This window comes from Pedobacter paludis (assembly GCF_003173575.1).
Taxonomy (GTDB): domain Bacteria; phylum Bacteroidota; class Bacteroidia; order Sphingobacteriales; family Sphingobacteriaceae; genus Pedobacter; species Pedobacter paludis.
Window position 1 is genome coordinate 566865 of sequence record NZ_QGNY01000004.1, and the last position, 18844, is coordinate 585708.

Here is an 18844-nt window from a genome sequence, read left to right on the forward strand (position 1 = left end):
CATGGCAACTAAATGGTTAAGTGAAAAGATTACTGTTTTAGGGGCTAAACTAAATAGCGGGTGTAAAAGATTTGCATCAAAAATTTATCATCCCAAGCCAACATTAAAAGATTTAGGATGGAAAAAATTCCAGGAAGCTGGCGGTGAACAAATTAGATTTGATTATGATTTAGATCAAAATTCAATTGTATTTGATTTGGGCGGCTATGATGGGCAATTTGCAAGTGACTTTTTTAGTCAATATCAGTGTGAAGTATATATTTTTGAAGTCTTAGAGTCATTTTTTTTAGAAATAAAAAAGCGATTTATAAAAAACAAAAAAATAAAGGTTTTTAACTTTGGCTTATCTTCTGAAGAAACGGATTTAGAAATTTCGATGGATTCTGTGGCATCGTCGGTTTACAAAAAAACCAGTAACATGAGCAAAATTCACCTTAAAAAGGCTAGTGAATTTTTAGAGACCCATAATATAGGCTCAATAGATTTAATGAAGATTAATATTGAAGGCGGAGAATACGATTTGCTAATGCATTTAATTGAATCTGGAAAAATAAAAAGCATTAAAAATCTCCAAATCCAGTTTCATGATTTTGTTCCTAATGCAATAAAAAAGATGTACACCATACGAGAAGAATTAAGCAAAACTCATAGGCCAACTTATCTTTGCGATTTCATTTGGGAAAATTGGCTTTTAATAAAATGATTGGTGTAACTTTTCAAGGGAGACTCGGCAATCAACTTTTTCAATATGCCTTTGCCATATCAGCAAGTGAAAAAATTGGAGTTAATTTCTTTATGGATCAATCTCAACAAAGAGGAATTATCTACGAATATTTTAATATTGAAAATTCTGCGACATCGTTTCTTGCAAGTAAAATCTTCAATATTTCTGGTTATAAAAACATCTTTAATCATTACTTAAGAAAAGCGTTTGCAACCTTGCTTAAGCTTTTATTTATAAATAAAACACAATTGTTTTCTCTAACACAACCGGTCAATACAAACGATTTTGAAAACAAAAAACTCTACATTGGTTATTTTCAATCAGAATTATTCTTTGTTGATTATAAGGAAATCATAAAATCTAAGTTCACTATAAAAGATAAATTTCGAGATAAATTCAACACTCAATTTTCTAATCTTTACAAAGAAAAAATAGTTGTTGCTGTACACATAAGAAAAGGAGATTATGTAGACCAACAACATTTAAATTTAGGGAATGCTGATATTTCTTTGCCTTTAAATTATTACCATAAAGTTTTAAAACCCTATTTAACTGCAGAGCATTTAATAATTTTTTTAAGTGATGAATCGTCTTATTTAGAATCAGAATTTAGCTATATAAGCAATAAAATTATTTCAACTGGTAACGTTATTACAGATTTTCAACATCTCTTAAATGCAAATATTTGTATAATTGCCAACAGCACTTTTAGTTGGTGGGCCGCATATCTAAATGCTAACAAAGATAAACGAATTTATGCACCGCAACATTTTCTCGGATACAATATTAATGAGACTGTTCCACCATATATATATCCTGAAGATTGGATAATCGTTCCTGTAGATAGTATTTGCTTATAAAATGTCAAATCGATCAATTCTTATTCTTGCAACAAATAAAAAGAAATATGTAAAATTTGCATTGAATTGTGCGCTTTCTATAAAAATTCACAATCCGGATTTACAAATTTTTATTGCTACAAACCTGCGGCTTAAAACCAAAATTGAAGGAGTAACCATCTTACCGATCGAGGAAGAAATTGCAAATCTGTTCATAGAGACTAAATTATATCTAGACTATTTTTTACAAACGGATGAAACCATTTATATAGACGCCGATTCGTTATGTTATGGAAATTTATCGCCGATTTTCGATGCATGCAATAAAATGGATGTTACGGTAATTGGAAAAACTGTACCACTCGCAGATTACTGGGGAGAAGAAAATGTTAAATTCGCAAAGGGAGAGTTTAAAATAGATAAATCAATTATGTTTAACGGGGGATTGTATTACCTCAAACGCTCTGTCTTAACCTCAGATATTTATACAACAGCCAGAAAAATTTCAAAAAAATATGATGAATATGGTTTTCATAGAATCCATGGAGATTGGAAAAATGAAGAAGATTTAGTTTCCATTGGAATGATATCACATGGGCAATTACCAATTGATGATAACGGTTTGTTTGTTACTGGCATATCGGCATTTAGGAAACCCAAAAAACTAAATGTTATAAAGGGTCTTATTTTTTTTGAGCCTAAAAACAATCCTCATGAGCATAATTCACAACTCCTAATTCATTTTGGTGGAAATAACCTTAACTCGTTTCCTTATATTTCGCAACGCATTTTATTGCAATTAAATCAACTTGGGTTTCCTACTTTTTTAGCGACATTAATTGTTAATTTGTGCATAAATGTTCCTTTTCATTTCCTAAATTATTTTAGGAAAAAATATAAAAATCCACATAGTTTATTGCCGAAAATTAATTAATGCCAACTGAAGGAATTTCCGTAATTATTTGTTGTTACAACAGTAAAAATAAAATAAAGGAAACCCTTTTGCATTTGACCAGGCAAGAAATAAATTCTAAAATTTCGGTTGAGGTTCTTTTAATTGATAATGGCTCTACGGATAACACACAAGCTTTTTCAGAATTATGCTGGAAAGAGGCCAATGGGCCTTTTGAATTTAAAGTTATCCCAGAGCCCAAAGAAGGGTTAAAATATGCCAAACAACGAGGAATACATAGCGCTAAATATAATTACTTAGTCTTTTGCGATGACGACAATTGGCTCGGGAGCAATTATTTGCAGGAAACGTATAATATTTTCAGTTCAGATAAACTTGTGGGTATAATTGGAGGTTGTGGAAAGCCAATATTTGAGACATTGGAACCATGGTGGTTTAAAAGTTTTTATCAAAGTTATGCCATCGGCGAGCAGGCAAAAATAAACTCTAAGGTAAATACAGTTTATGGAGCTGGTATGGCAGTTAGAAAAGATTACTTCTTTAAAACTAGCGATAAATTTGGTCCCTTATTGCTAAGTGGCAGAAAGAAAAACGTTCTTACATCCGGCGAAGATTCTGAAATGTGCTACAGAATGATTTTGAATGGATATAATGTTTTTTATAGTAACGCTTTAAGTTTTAGCCATTATCTACCAGCCGAAAGGTTAACCTGGAAATATGTTAAAAAATTACATCGTGGATTTTCTAAATCATATGTAATATTAAATGCTTACGAATTAGCATTAAACTTTGATAAAATAGGTAAATTTTATTGGCTTAAACAAGCCTTGTTAAATCTTGGCAGGGCTCTAAAGTATTCTGTTATATACTTACCCAAGCTGATTAATGATGAAGGTTCTGTTGAAAAAATAAGGTTAAGAAATTGGTGGATTGTGGGTATTGATTTCTTAAGGATAAACTTTAGATTTAATTCGATTATTGAAAAACATTAATGTTATTGCTTTGAGATGGTAGGCGTTGAGTTAAATGGAAGATTAGGAAATCAAATGTTTGAATATGCTTTCATTTATGCCAACTCAAAAGAAAAAGAAACAACTTATTTCTTGTTAAAAAAAGGAAGTCCGATTGAGCTTTATAAATATTTTAAATTGGAAAATAGTTTATTTATTTCAATAGACCGCTTAATTTTTAATACTGCTTCATGTAAACTTTTCTTTAGCCATTATGCCAGAGGTTTTTTTTATGCTATTATAAAAAAACTGTATATAAATAATGTTTCTCAAATCGATAATACTGAAGAACCAACTTTAGCTGATATTAAAAGAGATGCTACCATTTATTATGGTTACTTTCAATCGCCCCTATATTTTGCGGGACATCAGCAGGGCATTAAATCATTGTTTGAAATTAAGGATTCGATAATATCTAAGTACAGAACAAAGTTTAAGTTTTTATTCAGGAAACATGTTGTTGCTGTACATATTAGAAAAACGGATTATTTGGATTTGGAGCACTTAAATTTAGGTGGAAAAGATTTATCGTTACCCATTGAATATTTTAAGAAGATTATAAGTGGCATACATAGCGAAGATAATTTTTATGTTTTCCTATCTGATGATATCGATTTAGTAAAATCAGCTTTTTCCTATCTAGAAAATAGTTTTTTTTCTAAGGATACAGCAATCAATGATTTTTTACATCTTTATTTTGCGAAAACTTTAATTATATCCAACAGTTCGTTTAGTTGGTGGGCAGCATATTTAAACAAAAATGAGGAAAAGGAAATTTATTGCCCGAAATACTTTTTAGGGCACTTGATAAAAAAAGAGTATCCTACAAAAATCTATCCATCAAACTGGCATCAGATAGAAGTTAATTAGTTAATCGAGCCTAATGTATAAATTCAATATATCTTATATAATTTCGACCAGAAATAGGCTACCGTTTTTAAAAATTACATTAGAAAAACTCATTGATATTTTACAAAACGACGAAGAAATTGTTGTTATTGATGGAAACAGTACAGATGGCTCTAAAGAATATTTGGATAATTTATTTGAACGTAAAAAAATACATCAATATATATCCGAACCCGATGAAAACCAAGCTCATGGATGGAATAAAGCAATGCTCTTGGCCCGTGGAATATTAATCAAAAAAATTATAGATGATGATGTTTTCGAGTATAATGCAATAAGGAAATGCGCTGATTTTATGCTTCAAAATCCTAATTACGATCTTTGCATATCAAATTCGCTAACTGCAAATTTGCTGGATTCAATCACCATATCTAAAAATACAAGATTAAATGAGTTCAAACATTGGAGAAAAGGGGTTACAAAAAGTTTTAGTTTTAGTGATGTATATCTCCTTATCAGGCGTAACGCATTATCAAAAACTGGGCTCTTTAACACTCAATTTGTAATGATGGATTGGGAATTTTCGTTAAGAGCCAGCTATCTACAATGTAAAATAGTCTATTACACGGGCTATACAGCTATGAGCGTAAATACACCAGGTAATATTACATCTAAAGTATCAAAAGAAACATTAAAAAAAGAAGGAGAAATAGGCATTTTGGCTTATGAATATGAGGGAGACAATAGTAATATTTCTATATATAGTAAATTAAAAATCAAAATCGGGAAGATTGTTTACAAAAGGTCTGAAAACTCAAAAAATCAATCCATAAATTTTTCTGAGGTTTACCCTAATCTTTATAAAACTTTAGAGGAAACAGAATTTCAGTCTGATAAGAATTTCATTGTTGATGTATAATAAAGCACAATATTTAGAAAAAGATTCTAATTACTATCAGCATGAAAGGCATGAGATGGTTAAATACATTCCTACAAATGCCGAAAACATTTTAGAAATAGGTTGTGGAGACGGATCATTTGGTGCCATGATCAAAGAAAATATCAAATGCACTTATTGGGGGATTGAGCCAGATTCGAGATTTATAAACTTAGCTAAAAAAAATATAGATATCTTTGATAACGCAGTTTTCAACACTGAGTATAACCTACCCCTACAACATTTTGATTGTATTGTTTTTAATGATGTATTGGAACATCTTATAGACCCAGAGAAAATATTATTGTATTCAAAATCTTTTTTAAAAGATGATGGAATAATTGTTAGTTCCATTCCAAATCTTCGGCATGCCCCTTACTTGTATCGGCTATTTTATTTAGGAGAGTTTGAATATCAGGATGCAGGAATAATGGATCGTACACATTTAAGGTTCTTTACCAAGAAAAGTATTGTTTCGCTATATAAAAATGCTGGATATAGAATTATCCTGCATGAAGGAATTAATAAATCCGTTTCAAAAAAATTTTCATTAGTCCTCAGATTTTTAAAAATCTTTACAAATAAATTTGAAGATACTAAATATCAACAATTTGCTACAGTTGTAAAATCGCAATGATTAATATCGATATAATCATTCTTAGCTATACTAAAAACGAAAAACTGAAACAGGTTACAGAGCAAACGATAGATACGCTCTTAAAATCTGAAGATGCTGAGCAAATTAAATTCAATATTTTGGTAATTGAATCAAATGGAGAAATTGAACCTTTTCAATATAAAAACAGTACAACAGTATATCCAAGAGAAAAATTTGGATTTCATAAATTTCTGAATATTGGAGCAAAATTGAGTTCAAGCAATCTTATTTGCTTTTGTAATAATGATTTAATTTTTCACAGAGGCTGGGCAACTTCACTTATTAATGCAATGAATAAGGATCCTGAACTTGCCTGCCTGTGCCCCTACTGTCCTATATTTCATGGTAATCAACAAAATAGTTTTGATGAAATTAATTATGGTTTTGTAAATGGAATAAATTTTACAGGTTGGTGTTTTATGATTAAAAGATCTACCATTAATATAACAGGCAAATTTGACGAACATTTTAAATTTTGGTATGCCGATGATGATTATCGCCTAACTTTAAAGTGCAATCAACTCAAAAACGCAATGATAAAATCTGCAATGGTTACGCATTTAGGTAGCGAAACTTTATCATCAGAAAAAATCTCTACAAACAACAATTTGATATTGGAAGGTTTTGCATATTATAAGTATAAATGGATTCACCACAATTTTAGTTTATACTTATACGACAAGCTAAAATATTGGCTTAAAGAAAGATATCTTAATTTTAACCAAAAAAAAGCAACTTAAATTTGCTCTCCATTGTAATTTGCTCAAAAGATAAAAACCAATTTATTAATGTTTCAAAAAACATTGAAGAAACTATTGGTATTGATTATGAAATTATTAAAATAGACAATATCAATAATGATTTTGGAATTTGCAAGGCTTACAATGCTGGTGCTTCTTTAAGTAAATATCAGCTGCTTTGCTTTGTACATGAAGATATTCTTGTTCATACTCAGAATTGGGGTAAAGTCATTATTAATTTTTTTAATAAAAATCAGGAGGCTGGTATACTTGGTGTTGCTGGTTCAAAATATAAATCTATTGTACCAAGCATTTGGGCCCAAGGGCTATATAATACAGATTCGCTAAATATTATTCAGCACTATGCAGATACTGTTGCCAATATAAACTCCACCGTTAAATTTGATGAAGTAAAAACGTTGGATGGTGTTTTTTTATGTTGCACTAAAGAAATTTGGAGCAAAAATAAATTTGATGAAATTAACTTTGATAAATTCCATTTTTACGATTTAGATTTTTGTACACAGGTAGGTCAGTATAATAAAATTTATGCCACTGGCGAAATTCTTATCGAACACTTCTCTTCTGGAAATTTAAATCGGGATTGGGTAGAATACTCTGTTAAATACACGAGAAAATGGTTACACATTCTTCCATTGGGTAATCTATCTCGCAACCAACAAAAGTTAATAGAATGGAGAAACAGAAAAATACTTTTTTTTAGAATGAACATTCTAAATTATCCATTAATTGATATACTTAAAATTTTCTTTAGCTGGAAATTTATTTCAAATTCCTCTTTGTATGATGTTATTGGTTTTGTTGTAAAGCTGTTTTTAACAAGAATAAAAATTATTAAATCAGATAAGTTTTATTGAGAAAACAGGTTAAAATAAGATGTCAGAATGGAATTTCCTTTATCACAGCGCTAAAAGAAATATTCCCTCAATTGGTAGATCAATATCATTTTATAGAAGAGGAAAATAAGCCAGATTTTATATTATTTGGCCCTTATGGCAATGATGTTCCGAAGCCAGGCAATTACATTCGAATTGGATATTATTGTGAGAATATTAAACCAGATTTAACACTCTGTGAATGGGCATTTGGAGTTATAAGAGAAGAAGAAGTTAATAGTTACCGTTATAAAAGGATTCAATGGCATGGCTTGGATCCAAAATGCTTGATTAAAAAGGATATAGATTTTTTGGCTAATGAGCCTGAAAAGGAAAAGGTCAAATTTTGCAATTTTTTGTATTCGACTAAAGTAGATTATCGAGAAGAATTTTTCAAACAGCTATCAAAATATAAAAAAATAGATTCTCCCGGAAAATCTATGAACAATATGCCATCAATCGACAATTTTTATAGGGGAAATACTTGGGAAAGAAAGAGATCTTTTTTAGAGCATTATAAGTTTACAATTGCTTTTGAAAACTATATTTATGCTGGCTACCAAACTGAAAAGCTGTATGATGCAATGCAAACAAGAAGCTTACCTATTTATTTTGGAGATCCTTTTGTGAATGAGCTATTTAATAACAAAAGTTTTATAAATGCTTCTGATTATGTAAATGTTAAATCAAACTGGTTAGTCAATTTTTTGGAAAAACATTCCCAGCAAGATTTTAATGATATTCGACCAACATTTTTTAATTCACCATACTATAGAATAAAAAGAAAATTAAAAAGTTGGGGAAGAAAGTTTAAAATGCGTCTTCAATTGGATAATTTGAATTTCTCAAAATTAATAGACAGAATTATTGAAATTGATAGTAATGATGAACTATACTATCAATATATTAATGAACCTTGGTTTAAAGGCAATAAAATCCCAGATGATACTTTCAATAACAAGCGCTGGATAGAAATTTTTGAACATAAAAATTAAGAATTGAAACCTTTAGTATCTGTGATTATGCCCGTTTATAATTCCAATCGTTTTTTGGAAGAAAGCATTCAATCTGTACTTCAACAATCTTATAAAAATATTGAATTGATAATTGTGGATGACGGATCTACCGATGGATCTCTACAAACAGCAAAACAATTTGAGAAATTTGGAGTGAAAATTTTTTCTCAGAATAATAAAGGTGCATCATCTGCGAGAAATAAAGGCTTAAACCTAGCTAATGGAACTTATATACAGTATATTGATGCTGATGATCTTCTAGATGTAGATAAAATCAACATACAAATGCAAGTCTTGGAAAAAGAAAATACATCTATTGCGTTTGGAGATTGTATAAATTTTAAAGAGCAGATTTACTCTGATAATACGATACTGAATAGCCATCACTGTCGCTACATTCAACCGAAAGAGAGTCCAGACAATTTTATTATAAAAATGAATGGCGGAGTTTCAAACTTACCCGCAGGTATGGTTGAAGTTCATTCTTGGCTATGTCCTAAAAGTATCATTGAGCTTGCAGGACCATGGAATGAAACCCTAACGGTTGATGATGATGGAGAATTTTTTCTTAGAGTTATACTAAAAGCAAACCATGTATATTATCTGCCTAAAAGTTTAACATATTATAGAAAGTATAGTGGTAATGCTTCTTTATCAAACAATTTTGGTAGAAAAAATTTAACAGCAAGTATAGAAAGTCTCAAATCCAAGGCAGATATTTTATTGAAAAGCAAATCTTTACTTGTTTATAAAAAAATCATGTCTGATTATTTTTGGCAATTGGCTATTCGATGCTATCCAAATGAATATGATTTGTATAAGATATGCGAAAAAGAAGCAATAAAAATTCTAGGCAGAAAAGAGTTGCCCAAATTTTATATTGGCCATAAATTTATTGATTTTTTAGCAAATAATTTAAGCTGGAAATTATCTCGAAGATTGCAATATATAAAACAAAAAATGCGCTGATATGATTTCTATTATTAGTTCTACTATTTTTCCTTTTTATACAACAGAAAAACTAAATAAAAATCTTATTAGCAATGAATCAAGACTTGCCGATACAATTAATACCATCGGATCTTTAGAAAACAAAAACTTCGATTCTATTTATGTTTTCGATAATTCTATACCAAGATTAGACAATGAGATAATTGATTTATTGTATCCTGCAAAAGCTACTTCTTTTGATGTGTTGCCTTATAAAAACAAAGGTCTATCAGAGATATACCTTTTATTATTAGGGCTTAGAGACCTTCCAGACAATGAACCAATTCTAAAAATTTCAGGACGATACCTGCTAAATGAGAATTGGGATTTTGAAGAATTGGCTGCTTACGATTTTGCAGGAAAATTTGATTTGAAAACAACAATCTCAACACGATGCTATTATGTTAGAAATAAAAGAATTCTAGAAACGATTTTGTTAAAGGCTATCGATTATATCTACGGGTATCATTTTAAAATTGTTGGTCCAAGAAGTTTTTTGAAAGTAATCGGAAATATACTAAACACAAATGCAGAAATTAATTTTCATGAATCATCGATATCTATTGAACGAGGAATGGGAGAAGCTATAAGGGCACTTCAATTGAAAACAAAAGAATTAAAATTATTAAATATTTCGGGCATCAGTGGTAATCCTGATGATAATAGGAAAGAAGTAAATGAGTAAACTTTATGTTTATTATGAAGAACTGGAAACTGATAGATGGTTTAAATACGATCGTTTTCCAAGATCTTTAATAAGAAGGTTTATCCGTGGCCCAAAACAAATTAGTGGAGTAGAAAGGTGGTTTGTTAATTTTTTATCAGGCTTAAAGGAAATTGGACAGGATTATGAAGTCAATAACTTCAAAATTTTAAAGAAAAATAAAGACATAATTGCTTTAGTATTCGGCAGGCCTCATCTTTTAGAAAAACTTCCAGATCACACAAGAATTATTTATGGACCTGGTCTTCCATCTCATCCATCAGAAAATTCTTTTTGGAACAACCAAAATCTTATTCATCTAATAGCACCGTGCAGATGGATGAAAGAAATGTTCGAGCAAGATTTATCAACCAATATCCCAATTAGCGTGTGGCCAAGCGGAATAGAAACAGATAAATGGAAACCAAGTAATTATAAATTAAATAAAACAAGAGTTTTGGTTTATGATAAAATCCGTTGGGATCGCGATGAACTTGTTGCAAATTTATTGGAACCAATTCTCGATACACTTGCTGAGAGGTCGATCGAAGTTGACTACATTAAATATGGTAGTTACAAAGAAATAGATTATCTAAAAAAACTAGATCAGGTAAGTACAATGATTTTTTTATGCGAACATGAAACTCAGGGTTTTGCGTACCTGCAAGCTCTGTCTAAAAACATACCTATTTTTGCTTGGGATAGGCAAGGTTATTGGCAAGATCCCAAATTTTTCCCGAAAACAGTACAATTCAAAGAAGTGACTTCGGTTCCTTATTGGTCGAACTTATGTGGCGATAAATTTAAAAACATAACTGAATTCAATTTAAAAATAAATGATTTTTTAACTAACATCGAAGAAAAAAAATTTCAACCAAGAACATATATTTTAAATAATTTAACGCTCTCAAAGCAGGCGGATGACTACTTGAATATTGTCAATAAAATAATAGATTCTAAATCTTAAAATGAAGATTTTACTAATAATGGATCCTGGCATACCCATTCCTCCGCCAACCTACGGCGGTCATGAACGTTTGATATATATGTTTGCTGAAGAATATACGAGATTAGGGCATCAAGTAAGCTTATTGGCAGGGCCAAATTCTATTATTAGTGGTAAAGTATATTCATTTGGGTTAAATGACCTAAAGCGATCAAAGTGGCAAAAAACTAAAGAACTTTTGTTTGTCTGGAAATTTCTATTTAGAAATAAGAAAAAATTTGATCTGGTACATAATTTCGGCCGACTGGCATATCTTATCCCAATACTCAATGAATCTGTAAAAAAAATAATGACTTACGGCAGGCCAGTATCAAAAAAAGGAATAAAAACAATAACTGCACTACCTTATAAAAATCTAACATTTACAGCATGTAGCAATTATTGTGTAACAACAGGAAATGTAGCTGGTTTATGGAAAACGGTTTATAATGCAATAGATTTTTCAAAATACCAATTACGGGAAAAAGTGGCTACTGATGCACCACTGATGTTTTTAGGGCGACTTGATAAAGTTAAGGGTGTTCATCATGCTATAAATGTTGCCATACAATCGGGGAGTAAATTGCTTATTGGAGGCAATATTCCCGATACAAAGGATAATTTAGAATATTACGAAAAAATGCTTAAACCTTTCTTTGATCAAAAACAAATTATATATCTAGGTGCCTTGAACGATTATGAAAAGAATAAATATTTAGGCATATCAAAAGCGCTACTTTTCCCAATTAATTGGGACGAGCCATTCGGAATGGTCATGATTGAAGCAATGGCTTGTGGCACCCCCGTAATTGCATATAATAGGGGTTCTGTAAAAGAAATAGTAAGTGATGCTGAAAATGGATTTATAATAAACAATGAAGATGAAATGTTGAACAGTTTGAGAAGTATCGAAAAAATAAGCAGAAAAAAGTGTAGACTGATAGCCGAACAGCGTTTTGATGTAACGAACATTGCCCAACAATATCTTTCATTAATAAAATAAGTTTGAAAAAAATCGTTTTGATCAGCTCTGGTCAGCCTTCATTAAACCCAAGACTTGTAAAAGAAGCAGATGCATTAATTGAAGCAGGTTACCAGTTGACAATTATCTATCAATATTGGAATGAATGGGGCTCAAAACATGATGTGGAATTATTCGAAAAGAAACAATGGGAAATTTATAGAATTGGAGGCGACCCTACTGAGGGAAGATTAAGATATTGGTTTACCAGATTTCAACATAAAATTGGCCAATTTTTATATAAATCTTTTAATATTTTTTCAGATCATGCAATTGGCAGATCTACACCACAATTGATTAGCAAAGCAAAAAGCATAAAAGCAGATTTATATATTGCACACAACTTAGCTGCTCTTCCAGCTGCTGTATTAGCAGCTAAAAAAAACGATGCTAAATGTGGTTTTGATGCAGAGGATTTTCATAGAAATGAGGTTACCGACAACATTTTCGATTTGGATTTCAAGCTAAAAAAATATATAGAAGATAAATACATTAAACGGCTTGATTACTTATCTACCGCAAGTCCACTTGTTGGTGAAGCTTATTCGGAGATATACCCAAAACAAGAACCAATAACCATACTAAATGCTTTTCCGAAACAAGCAAAAAGTGGAATTAATCGAGTAGATGAGCACAAATTGAAACTATTTTGGTTTTCACAAACGATAGGCATTAATCGTGGAATAGAAAACATCATAAAAGCACTGTCTTTGATAAATGAAATAGTTATTGAACTTCATTTATTAGGAAACCACAGTAACAACATCAAAAATTATTTTTTGGAGATTGCTAAAAATTCTGGTTTTAATAACGATTTGATTTATTATTATACTCCTATTTCGGCCAACAAAATTTATGATTTTGCTTCCCAATTCGATGTAGGGTTAGCTGCAGAAATGACAATTCCTAAAAATCGAGATATTTGTTTAACCAATAAAATATTCACCTATGTTCAGTCTGGTTTAGCCATTTTAGCATCAAATACTGCTGCACAAGAAAAAATAATGAATGAGTTTCCAAACATGGGAATTATTTATGATCAATTTAACATTGAACACTTCGCAAATCAGATAAGACACTTAGCAGAAAATCGGGATACACTGAAAATGTACCAAAACAACTCAAAAAATTACGGAGACAGAGTTTTAAACTGGGAAACCGAAAAAATAAAATTTCTAACCTTAATAGCAAAACAGTTATATTAAACTTGAAGCGCTTACTTATAATTTCTCCACACTTTCCCCCTGTAAATGCAGCGGATATGCATCGTATAAGAACTAGCCTACCTTATTATAAGGAACTCGGTTGGGCAGTAGAAATTGTAACTGTAGATGATAGGTATGTTGATATTGTTAAGGATCCATTACTAATGGAATCAATACCAAAAAACATCCCAATTCACAAAACAAAAGCGTTATCAAAAAAGTGGACGTCAAAATTAGGGTTGGGAAGTTTAGCACTAAGATCATTTCTATACTACAGGTATAAAGTTAATCGTATACTAACTCACAATAAATTCGACCTAATTTATTTTTCAACCACCGAATTTCCCATCTGTGCATTAGGCGCTTACTGGAAAAAAAAGTATGGTGTACCATATGTAATAGATATGCAAGACCCATGGCATACAGAATATTATAAAGACAAACCTAAAAACCAAAGACCTAAAAAATATTGGTTTTCTTATCGCCTGCATAAATACCTCGAGCCAAAAGCCATGCAACATGTAGATGGAATAACCAGCGTTTCTGAAAGCTATATCGAAACATTGAAACAGAGGTACATTCATTTAAACAACAAACCCACAAGAAAAATAATTTTTGGAGCATTTGATTTTGATTTGGAGATCGCTCAAAAAAATTACGATAATTTAAAAATTGGCTACAGTGAAAAGGCAGATAAATTTAACTTGGTTTACATTGGGAGAGGTGGTTATGATATGCGAGATGCTGTTAAACTTCTTTTCGAAGCATTTAAAAAAGGAATAAAGGAAAATCCCGAATTATTTAAGAAATTCCATTTTCATTTTGTTGGCACCAGTTATGCTTCATTAGGTAATGGAGTACAAACAATTTATCCTTATACAAAATCAATAGGATTATCTGAATATGTTACGGAGCATACAGATAGAATTGGCTTTTACGAAACTATTAAAACTTTACAAAAAGCAGATGGCTTAGTCATTATAGGATCCAATCAAGCTGCATATACTGCTTCTAAAGCATCAACTTATATTTTAACCCAAAAGCCTTTGTTGGCAATTTTCAATAAAAATAGCAGTGTGTACCCATTTATTGATGATTGTAATGCTGGCCATTTAATTGCATTGGGTGATGATATAAAAAAAGCATACAACTGCCTATCTAAATACTTATCTCAAGTAAAAGACAAAATTATGCCAATAACAAATTGGCAGGCTTTTGAGCCTTACACTGCTAAATCATTAACAATTGAGCAAGTAAATTTATTTAACGAGATTGTTAATCAAAAAAACCAATTCATTTTAAACCATATTTGATTTAAAATTAAACTTTAGTTTAGTCTAATGCTTTTGGCCGTTAAAAGAATCTTTTATTTCATCAATCACCATCCCCTAGCAAAAAGACATCTGTTTAAAGCATATACCAAATTTTTATGGTGGCAAATTAGATCAAAAACATTTAAAAATTTAATTGCAATTCCATTTATTCACGAAACTAAATTCTTTGCAAAAAAGGGCTTAACTGGGATAACGGGAAATATTTATACCGGTTTACACGAATTTGAGGATATGTCTTTTTTACTTCATTTTCTTAGAGCTGAGGACACTTTTTTTGATGTCGGGGCTAATGTTGGTTCTTATACAATTTTAGCATCTGGTGTAAAAAAGGCTAAAACGATTGCGTTCGAACCCATTAATGTTACATGGAATATATTGAGCAAAAACGTAATGCTTAATCATTTAGAAGATTTGGTTATTCTCAGAAACAATGCGGTTGGTAGTGAAGAAAAGGATTTATATTTTACCGATAACCAAGATACAACCAACCACGTGGTTACTCTTATTCAAGAAAACAGTAGCGTTGTAAATGTGATAACGCTTAATTCATTTTACAAGGAACATAAGCCGAATCTTATTAAAATTGATGTAGAAGGTTTTGAAACTGAAGTAGTAAATGGCGCTTCACAACTATTAAATGATAATCAACTAAAAGCTATTATTATAGAATTAAATGGTAGTGGAGAAAGATATGGCTACTATGAAAAGGATCTGCACCAGCATTTAACAGATCATTTCTTTTTTCCCCATAGTTATGATCCGTTTAAGAGAGAATTGGTTCGTTTAAATTCATTTGGAGGATTTAATACCATTTATATTAGAGATATAGATTTTGTAAGAGAGCGGTTGCGAACTTCACTTCCGTTTAATGTTTTTAACGAGTCTATTTGATATGAAAAGGCTTGCAATAATTACAACACACCCAATTCAATATTATGCTCCGGCCTTTAGGCTACTGGCTAAGGGTATAATATTAAAAGTTTTTTACACTGGTGGCCGACAATTGGTCAACCAGTTTGATAAAGGCTTTAACAAAAAAATTGAATGGGATATCCCTTTATTGGAGGGTTATGATTACGAGTTTTTAGAAAACCACGCTAAAGACCCAGGAACACACCATTTTAAAGGGATTAGCAGTCCAAAAGCGATTGAAAATATAACTGATTACAAACCCGATTCAATTTTAGTTTTCGGCTGGGCATTTCAAAGCCATTTAAGGATTATTAGACATTTTAAAGGTAAAGTCCCTGTCTATTTTAGGGGAGATTCAACTTTAATTGATCAAAAATTCGGCATTAAATCCAACTTAAAAAAAATATTCATATCCTGGGTTTATCATCATATCGACATTGCTTTTTATGTAGGCAAAAAAAATAAAAGTTATTTTAAGCGTTATGGATTAACTGATAAGAAACTGAGATTTTCTCCTCATGCAATAGACAACGATCGATTTAGCATAGATAGAAAAAAAGATGCAGCTGAAATTAGAAAAACTCTCAAGATAGGACAGAATGATCTGTTAATCTTATTCGCTGGGAAATTAGAATCAAAAAAAAACCCAGAGTTGTTGTTACACGCTTTTTTTGAATTAGATTTACCCAACGTACATTTGTTGTTTGTCGGGAATGGAGAATTGGAGGAAAGTTTAAAGTTGAAAGTTGAAAGTTTAGAGCAAAAGTCCGAGGTCGGAAGTCCGAAGTTTGAAGAACCTGTCTCCATAAAAGATTTAAATACACCGAACGTCCTTCGACGGGCTCAGGACCACATAGAAGTTCAAAGTTCAAAGTTTAAAGTTCAAAGTTTAGTATTTATTCCTTCACCGCCCTCCTCTACAAGCGGATGTAGCAAATCGCTTAAAGAAAGAATTCATTTTATGGATTTTCAAAACCAAACCCAAATGCCTGCAGTTTATCAGGCCTGTGATTTATTTTGCTTACCTTCTAAAGGCCCTGGCGAAACCTGGGGATTAGCCGTTAACGAAGCGATGGCAACAGGCAAAGCAATCTTAGTATCAGATAAGGCTGGATGTTCTGCTGATTTAGTAAAACCTCATCTTAATGGAGAAATATTTATCTCAGGAAATCTTAAGGATCTAAAAGATAAATTGTTAACTACATTGTCCAACAAAAACATCCTGATTGAATATGGAAAAGCATCAAAAAAAATAATTGAAGATTGGTCATTTGAAAAACAAGTAAATTCTTTTCTAAAGACAATTAATTCTTAAACATGCACCCTAAAAATTCTCTTCAAACTATAATCATTTTATATATCCCTGTACTCTTCTCCTACTTTTTGGTTAACAGCCCAGTTGTATCTTATTTTGTGGCTTGGGGTGGCTCGCTTTTTATTTTCTATACTACCTGGTTTTCGCCCGCAGCATATTACGATCATTCGATCCCGGTTTATAAGCAGATTATGCGTCCAATTTTCTTGACCCAATTCATTTTTGCTGGTTTTATGTGCAGCACTTCCATCTTTTACTTTATGGATCATTTGGGTTATCGTTATTTAACCGAGCTGAACTACGGTGCGCAATTTAAAGAAAGCGAACAAACAGATTTAATTGCAACAGCGCAAAGGCTTAGTTTATTGGCACATGCCGCTATGACAAGTGGTCTAATCCTTGCCATGAATCCTTGGAAGAAAAAGGAAAAATTTGTACAGGCTTTTCAGAATAACGACTTCTTAATCTGGCTTGGAATTATCGTTTTTGCAATAGGCTCTGTTTGTCAGCAAATATCTGGTTTAAGCCAAATTGCGATACCATTAACCACTGTTGGTATTTCTTGTGCTGCAGTGCTTTTCGTAAAAGGAGTTCTCCACAAAAACATTAACTATTTGGCCATAGGTGCTACAATTTTTATCCTGAATTTTATCCATGCATCTCTTTCAGGTTATAAAGAGCCAATTATTATTAATGTAATTGTTCTGGCTTGTGTCTTTTTTCCCTATTATAAAAAAACGATTATGTATCTCGCCTTACCAGCAGGTTACATTTTACTTTATTTTTTACCCACTTACAACAATACTGTTAGGCAAAGTTGGAGCGGAGAGATTAGTGCAGAGGAAGCACAAAGCCAAGCATTTACAAATCTTAATCAAAATAACGAAACAGAAATAGAAGAAACCAATTGGGGCTTTTTAACTCGGCGTTTAAGTGAAATGGAAATGTTTACTCAATTTATTGACTATGTACCTGAGAAGCATAACTTTTATGGCTGGGAAATTATTGTAGACTCTTTCGAAGCCTTAATTCCTCGAGTATTTTGGCCGGAAAAGCCCAATATGGAAACTATATCCATGCAAAGAGTTTATGATGCGGGTGTAGCATACAAAACGTCAACCGTTTCGGCTAAAACTAGGCCCGTTGTTGATGCTTACCTAAGCTGGGGAATTCCAGGGGTATTTTTCTGTATGCTTATCTATGGTCTACTTACACAATATCTTTGTAATGTTGCCGAAGAAATATTTGGTGGATACGAATTGGGCTGTGTGATTATATTCAACAGTATTTTTCAAACGCTATGGCGGGGCAATAATTTTGAATTTATGTTCAACAATATTTTTTATGGATTCATTATTATGTGGGCTTTGTTTTATTTGCTGAAGACCTTGAAAGTATTGAAGCCGCTTTATGGTTAGAAATTCAAATAAATAAATACCTCCCCCTTCACCTTCAAAGGGGGATAAGCATGCTTAAAAAAAATATAATATTTATAAAACTGACGAAATTCTGCCTCAACACAACCTTTTGAAATTTCGTAAGTAAAACAAAAGCTATAGAAAAAGCCTCCCCCCGCCCCCTCAAGAGGGGGATAGCAGGATGCTTAAAAAAATACAAATTTTATAAACTAACGTAATTCATCTCTAACGCAACCTTTTTGAAATTTCGTATGTTGATCAAAAGCCATAGAAAAAGCCTCCCCCCGACCCCTCCAGAGGGGATATCAGGATGCCTAAAAAATATAAACATTTATAAACTGACGAAATTCTGCCTTAACGCAATCCTTCAAAATTTCGT

19 protein-coding genes are annotated in these 18844 nt (G+C 31.5%); all 19 read left to right on the top strand.

Annotated features, from left to right (window positions below; all coding sequences use genetic code 11):
* The first annotated feature begins 1 nt into the window (after position 1).
* The 19 genes from DF947_RS13945 (at position 2) to DF947_RS14035 (ending at position 18465) form a co-directional block, all read left to right on the top strand.
* Positions 2–703: an FkbM family methyltransferase gene (locus DF947_RS13945; RefSeq protein ID WP_109930643.1), complete on the top strand. Its 702-nt coding sequence runs from the start codon at positions 2–4 to the stop codon at positions 701–703.
* Positions 700–1584: an alpha-1,2-fucosyltransferase gene (locus tag DF947_RS13950; RefSeq protein ID WP_146202923.1), complete on the top strand. Its 885-nt coding sequence runs from the start codon at positions 700–702 to the stop codon at positions 1582–1584. The genes DF947_RS13945 and DF947_RS13950 overlap by 4 nt, the downstream gene beginning before the upstream one ends.
* A 307-nt stretch (positions 1585–1891) precedes the next feature.
* Positions 1892–2497 (top strand): hypothetical protein, encoded by a 606-nt coding sequence (locus DF947_RS13955; RefSeq protein WP_146202924.1) that lies wholly within the window; start codon positions 1892–1894, stop codon positions 2495–2497.
* Positions 2497–3468: a glycosyltransferase gene (locus tag DF947_RS13960; protein WP_109930646.1), complete on the top strand. Its 972-nt coding sequence runs from the start codon at positions 2497–2499 to the stop codon at positions 3466–3468. The genes DF947_RS13955 and DF947_RS13960 overlap by 1 nt, the downstream gene beginning before the upstream one ends.
* Before the next feature lie 15 nt (positions 3469–3483).
* Positions 3484–4356, top strand: a complete 873-nt coding sequence (locus DF947_RS13965) for an alpha-1,2-fucosyltransferase (protein WP_109930647.1) — start codon at positions 3484–3486, stop codon at positions 4354–4356.
* A gap of 13 nt (positions 4357–4369) precedes the next feature.
* Complete coding sequence (locus DF947_RS13970; protein ID WP_109930648.1) at positions 4370–5254, top strand: glycosyltransferase; 885 nt, start codon at positions 4370–4372, stop codon at positions 5252–5254.
* Complete coding sequence (locus tag DF947_RS13975; protein ID WP_109930649.1) at positions 5247–5909, top strand: class I SAM-dependent methyltransferase; 663 nt, start codon at positions 5247–5249, stop codon at positions 5907–5909. Before DF947_RS13970 ends, DF947_RS13975 begins: the two co-directional genes overlap by 8 nt.
* On the top strand, positions 5906–6670 hold the full coding sequence (locus DF947_RS13980) for a glycosyltransferase family 2 protein (RefSeq protein ID WP_109930650.1): 765 nt from the start codon (positions 5906–5908) through the stop codon (positions 6668–6670). The genes DF947_RS13975 and DF947_RS13980 overlap by 4 nt, the downstream gene beginning before the upstream one ends.
* A 2-nt stretch (positions 6671–6672) precedes the next feature.
* Positions 6673–7548 (top strand): glycosyltransferase, encoded by an 876-nt coding sequence (locus tag DF947_RS13985; RefSeq protein WP_109930651.1) that lies wholly within the window; start codon positions 6673–6675, stop codon positions 7546–7548.
* Positions 7545–8561 carry a glycosyltransferase family 10 domain-containing protein gene (locus DF947_RS13990; RefSeq protein WP_109930652.1) on the top strand — a complete coding sequence of 339 codons (1017 nt, stop codon included), beginning with the start codon at positions 7545–7547 and terminating at the stop codon, positions 8559–8561. Before DF947_RS13985 ends, DF947_RS13990 begins: the two co-directional genes overlap by 4 nt.
* A 3-nt stretch (positions 8562–8564) precedes the next feature.
* On the top strand, positions 8565–9551 hold the full coding sequence (locus DF947_RS13995) for a glycosyltransferase (protein ID WP_146202925.1): 987 nt from the start codon (positions 8565–8567) through the stop codon (positions 9549–9551).
* A gap of 1 nt (position 9552) precedes the next feature.
* On the top strand, positions 9553–10257 hold the full coding sequence (locus DF947_RS14000) for a hypothetical protein (protein ID WP_109930654.1): 705 nt from the start codon (positions 9553–9555) through the stop codon (positions 10255–10257).
* Complete coding sequence (locus tag DF947_RS14005) at positions 10250–11242, top strand: hypothetical protein (RefSeq protein ID WP_109930655.1); 993 nt, start codon at positions 10250–10252, stop codon at positions 11240–11242. Before DF947_RS14000 ends, DF947_RS14005 begins: the two co-directional genes overlap by 8 nt.
* A gap of 1 nt (position 11243) precedes the next feature.
* Positions 11244–12263, top strand: coding sequence for a glycosyltransferase (locus DF947_RS14010; RefSeq protein WP_109930656.1), 1020 nt, complete (start codon positions 11244–11246; stop codon positions 12261–12263).
* A 2-nt stretch (positions 12264–12265) separates the two neighbouring features.
* On the top strand, positions 12266–13486 hold the full coding sequence (locus tag DF947_RS14015; RefSeq protein WP_109930657.1) for a glycosyltransferase family protein: 1221 nt from the start codon (positions 12266–12268) through the stop codon (positions 13484–13486).
* A gap of 56 nt (positions 13487–13542) precedes the next feature.
* Complete coding sequence (locus DF947_RS14020) at positions 13543–14799, top strand: glycosyltransferase (protein WP_109930708.1); 1257 nt, start codon at positions 13543–13545, stop codon at positions 14797–14799.
* 27 nt (positions 14800–14826) lie between these two features.
* Positions 14827–15711 (top strand): FkbM family methyltransferase, encoded by an 885-nt coding sequence (locus DF947_RS14025; RefSeq protein ID WP_109930658.1) that lies wholly within the window; start codon positions 14827–14829, stop codon positions 15709–15711.
* Between the two features lie 169 nt (positions 15712–15880).
* Positions 15881–17047, top strand: coding sequence for a glycosyltransferase family 4 protein (locus DF947_RS14030; protein ID WP_158526273.1), 1167 nt, complete (start codon positions 15881–15883; stop codon positions 17045–17047).
* Positions 17048–17049: 2 nt separating this feature from the next.
* Complete coding sequence (locus DF947_RS14035; RefSeq protein WP_109930659.1) at positions 17050–18465, top strand: exosortase Y-associated Wzy-like protein; 1416 nt, start codon at positions 17050–17052, stop codon at positions 18463–18465.
* Positions 18466–18844: the final 379 nt, after the last annotated feature.

Bases quoted from the DNA above. Each gene is read 5' to 3' on its own strand.
- DF947_RS13970 (WP_109930648.1), top strand. From the start codon at position 4,370: ATGTATAAATTCAATATATCTTATATAATTTCGACCAGAAATAGGCTA.
- DF947_RS14005 (WP_109930655.1), top strand. From the start codon at position 10,250: ATGAGTAAACTTTATGTTTATTATGAAGAACTGGAAACTGATAGATGG.
- DF947_RS14020 (WP_109930708.1), top strand. From the start codon at position 13,543: ATGCATCGTATAAGAACTAGCCTACCTTATTATAAGGAACTCGGTTGG.
- DF947_RS13975 (WP_109930649.1), top strand. From the start codon at position 5,247: ATGTATAATAAAGCACAATATTTAGAAAAAGATTCTAATTACTATCAG.
- DF947_RS13980 (WP_109930650.1), top strand. From the start codon at position 5,906: ATGATTAATATCGATATAATCATTCTTAGCTATACTAAAAACGAAAAA.
- DF947_RS14000 (WP_109930654.1), top strand. From the start codon at position 9,553: ATGATTTCTATTATTAGTTCTACTATTTTTCCTTTTTATACAACAGAA.
- DF947_RS13950 (WP_146202923.1), top strand. From the start codon at position 700: ATGATTGGTGTAACTTTTCAAGGGAGACTCGGCAATCAACTTTTTCAA.
- DF947_RS13965 (WP_109930647.1), top strand. From the start codon at position 3,484: ATGGTAGGCGTTGAGTTAAATGGAAGATTAGGAAATCAAATGTTTGAA.
- DF947_RS13955 (WP_146202924.1), top strand. From the start codon at position 1,892: ATGGATGTTACGGTAATTGGAAAAACTGTACCACTCGCAGATTACTGG.
- DF947_RS14025 (WP_109930658.1), top strand. From the start codon at position 14,827: ATGCTTTTGGCCGTTAAAAGAATCTTTTATTTCATCAATCACCATCCC.
- DF947_RS13960 (WP_109930646.1), top strand. From the start codon at position 2,497: ATGCCAACTGAAGGAATTTCCGTAATTATTTGTTGTTACAACAGTAAA.
- DF947_RS13945 (WP_109930643.1), top strand. From the start codon at position 2: ATGGCAACTAAATGGTTAAGTGAAAAGATTACTGTTTTAGGGGCTAAA.
- DF947_RS14010 (WP_109930656.1), top strand. From the start codon at position 11,244: ATGAAGATTTTACTAATAATGGATCCTGGCATACCCATTCCTCCGCCA.
- DF947_RS14035 (WP_109930659.1), top strand. From the start codon at position 17,050: ATGCACCCTAAAAATTCTCTTCAAACTATAATCATTTTATATATCCCT.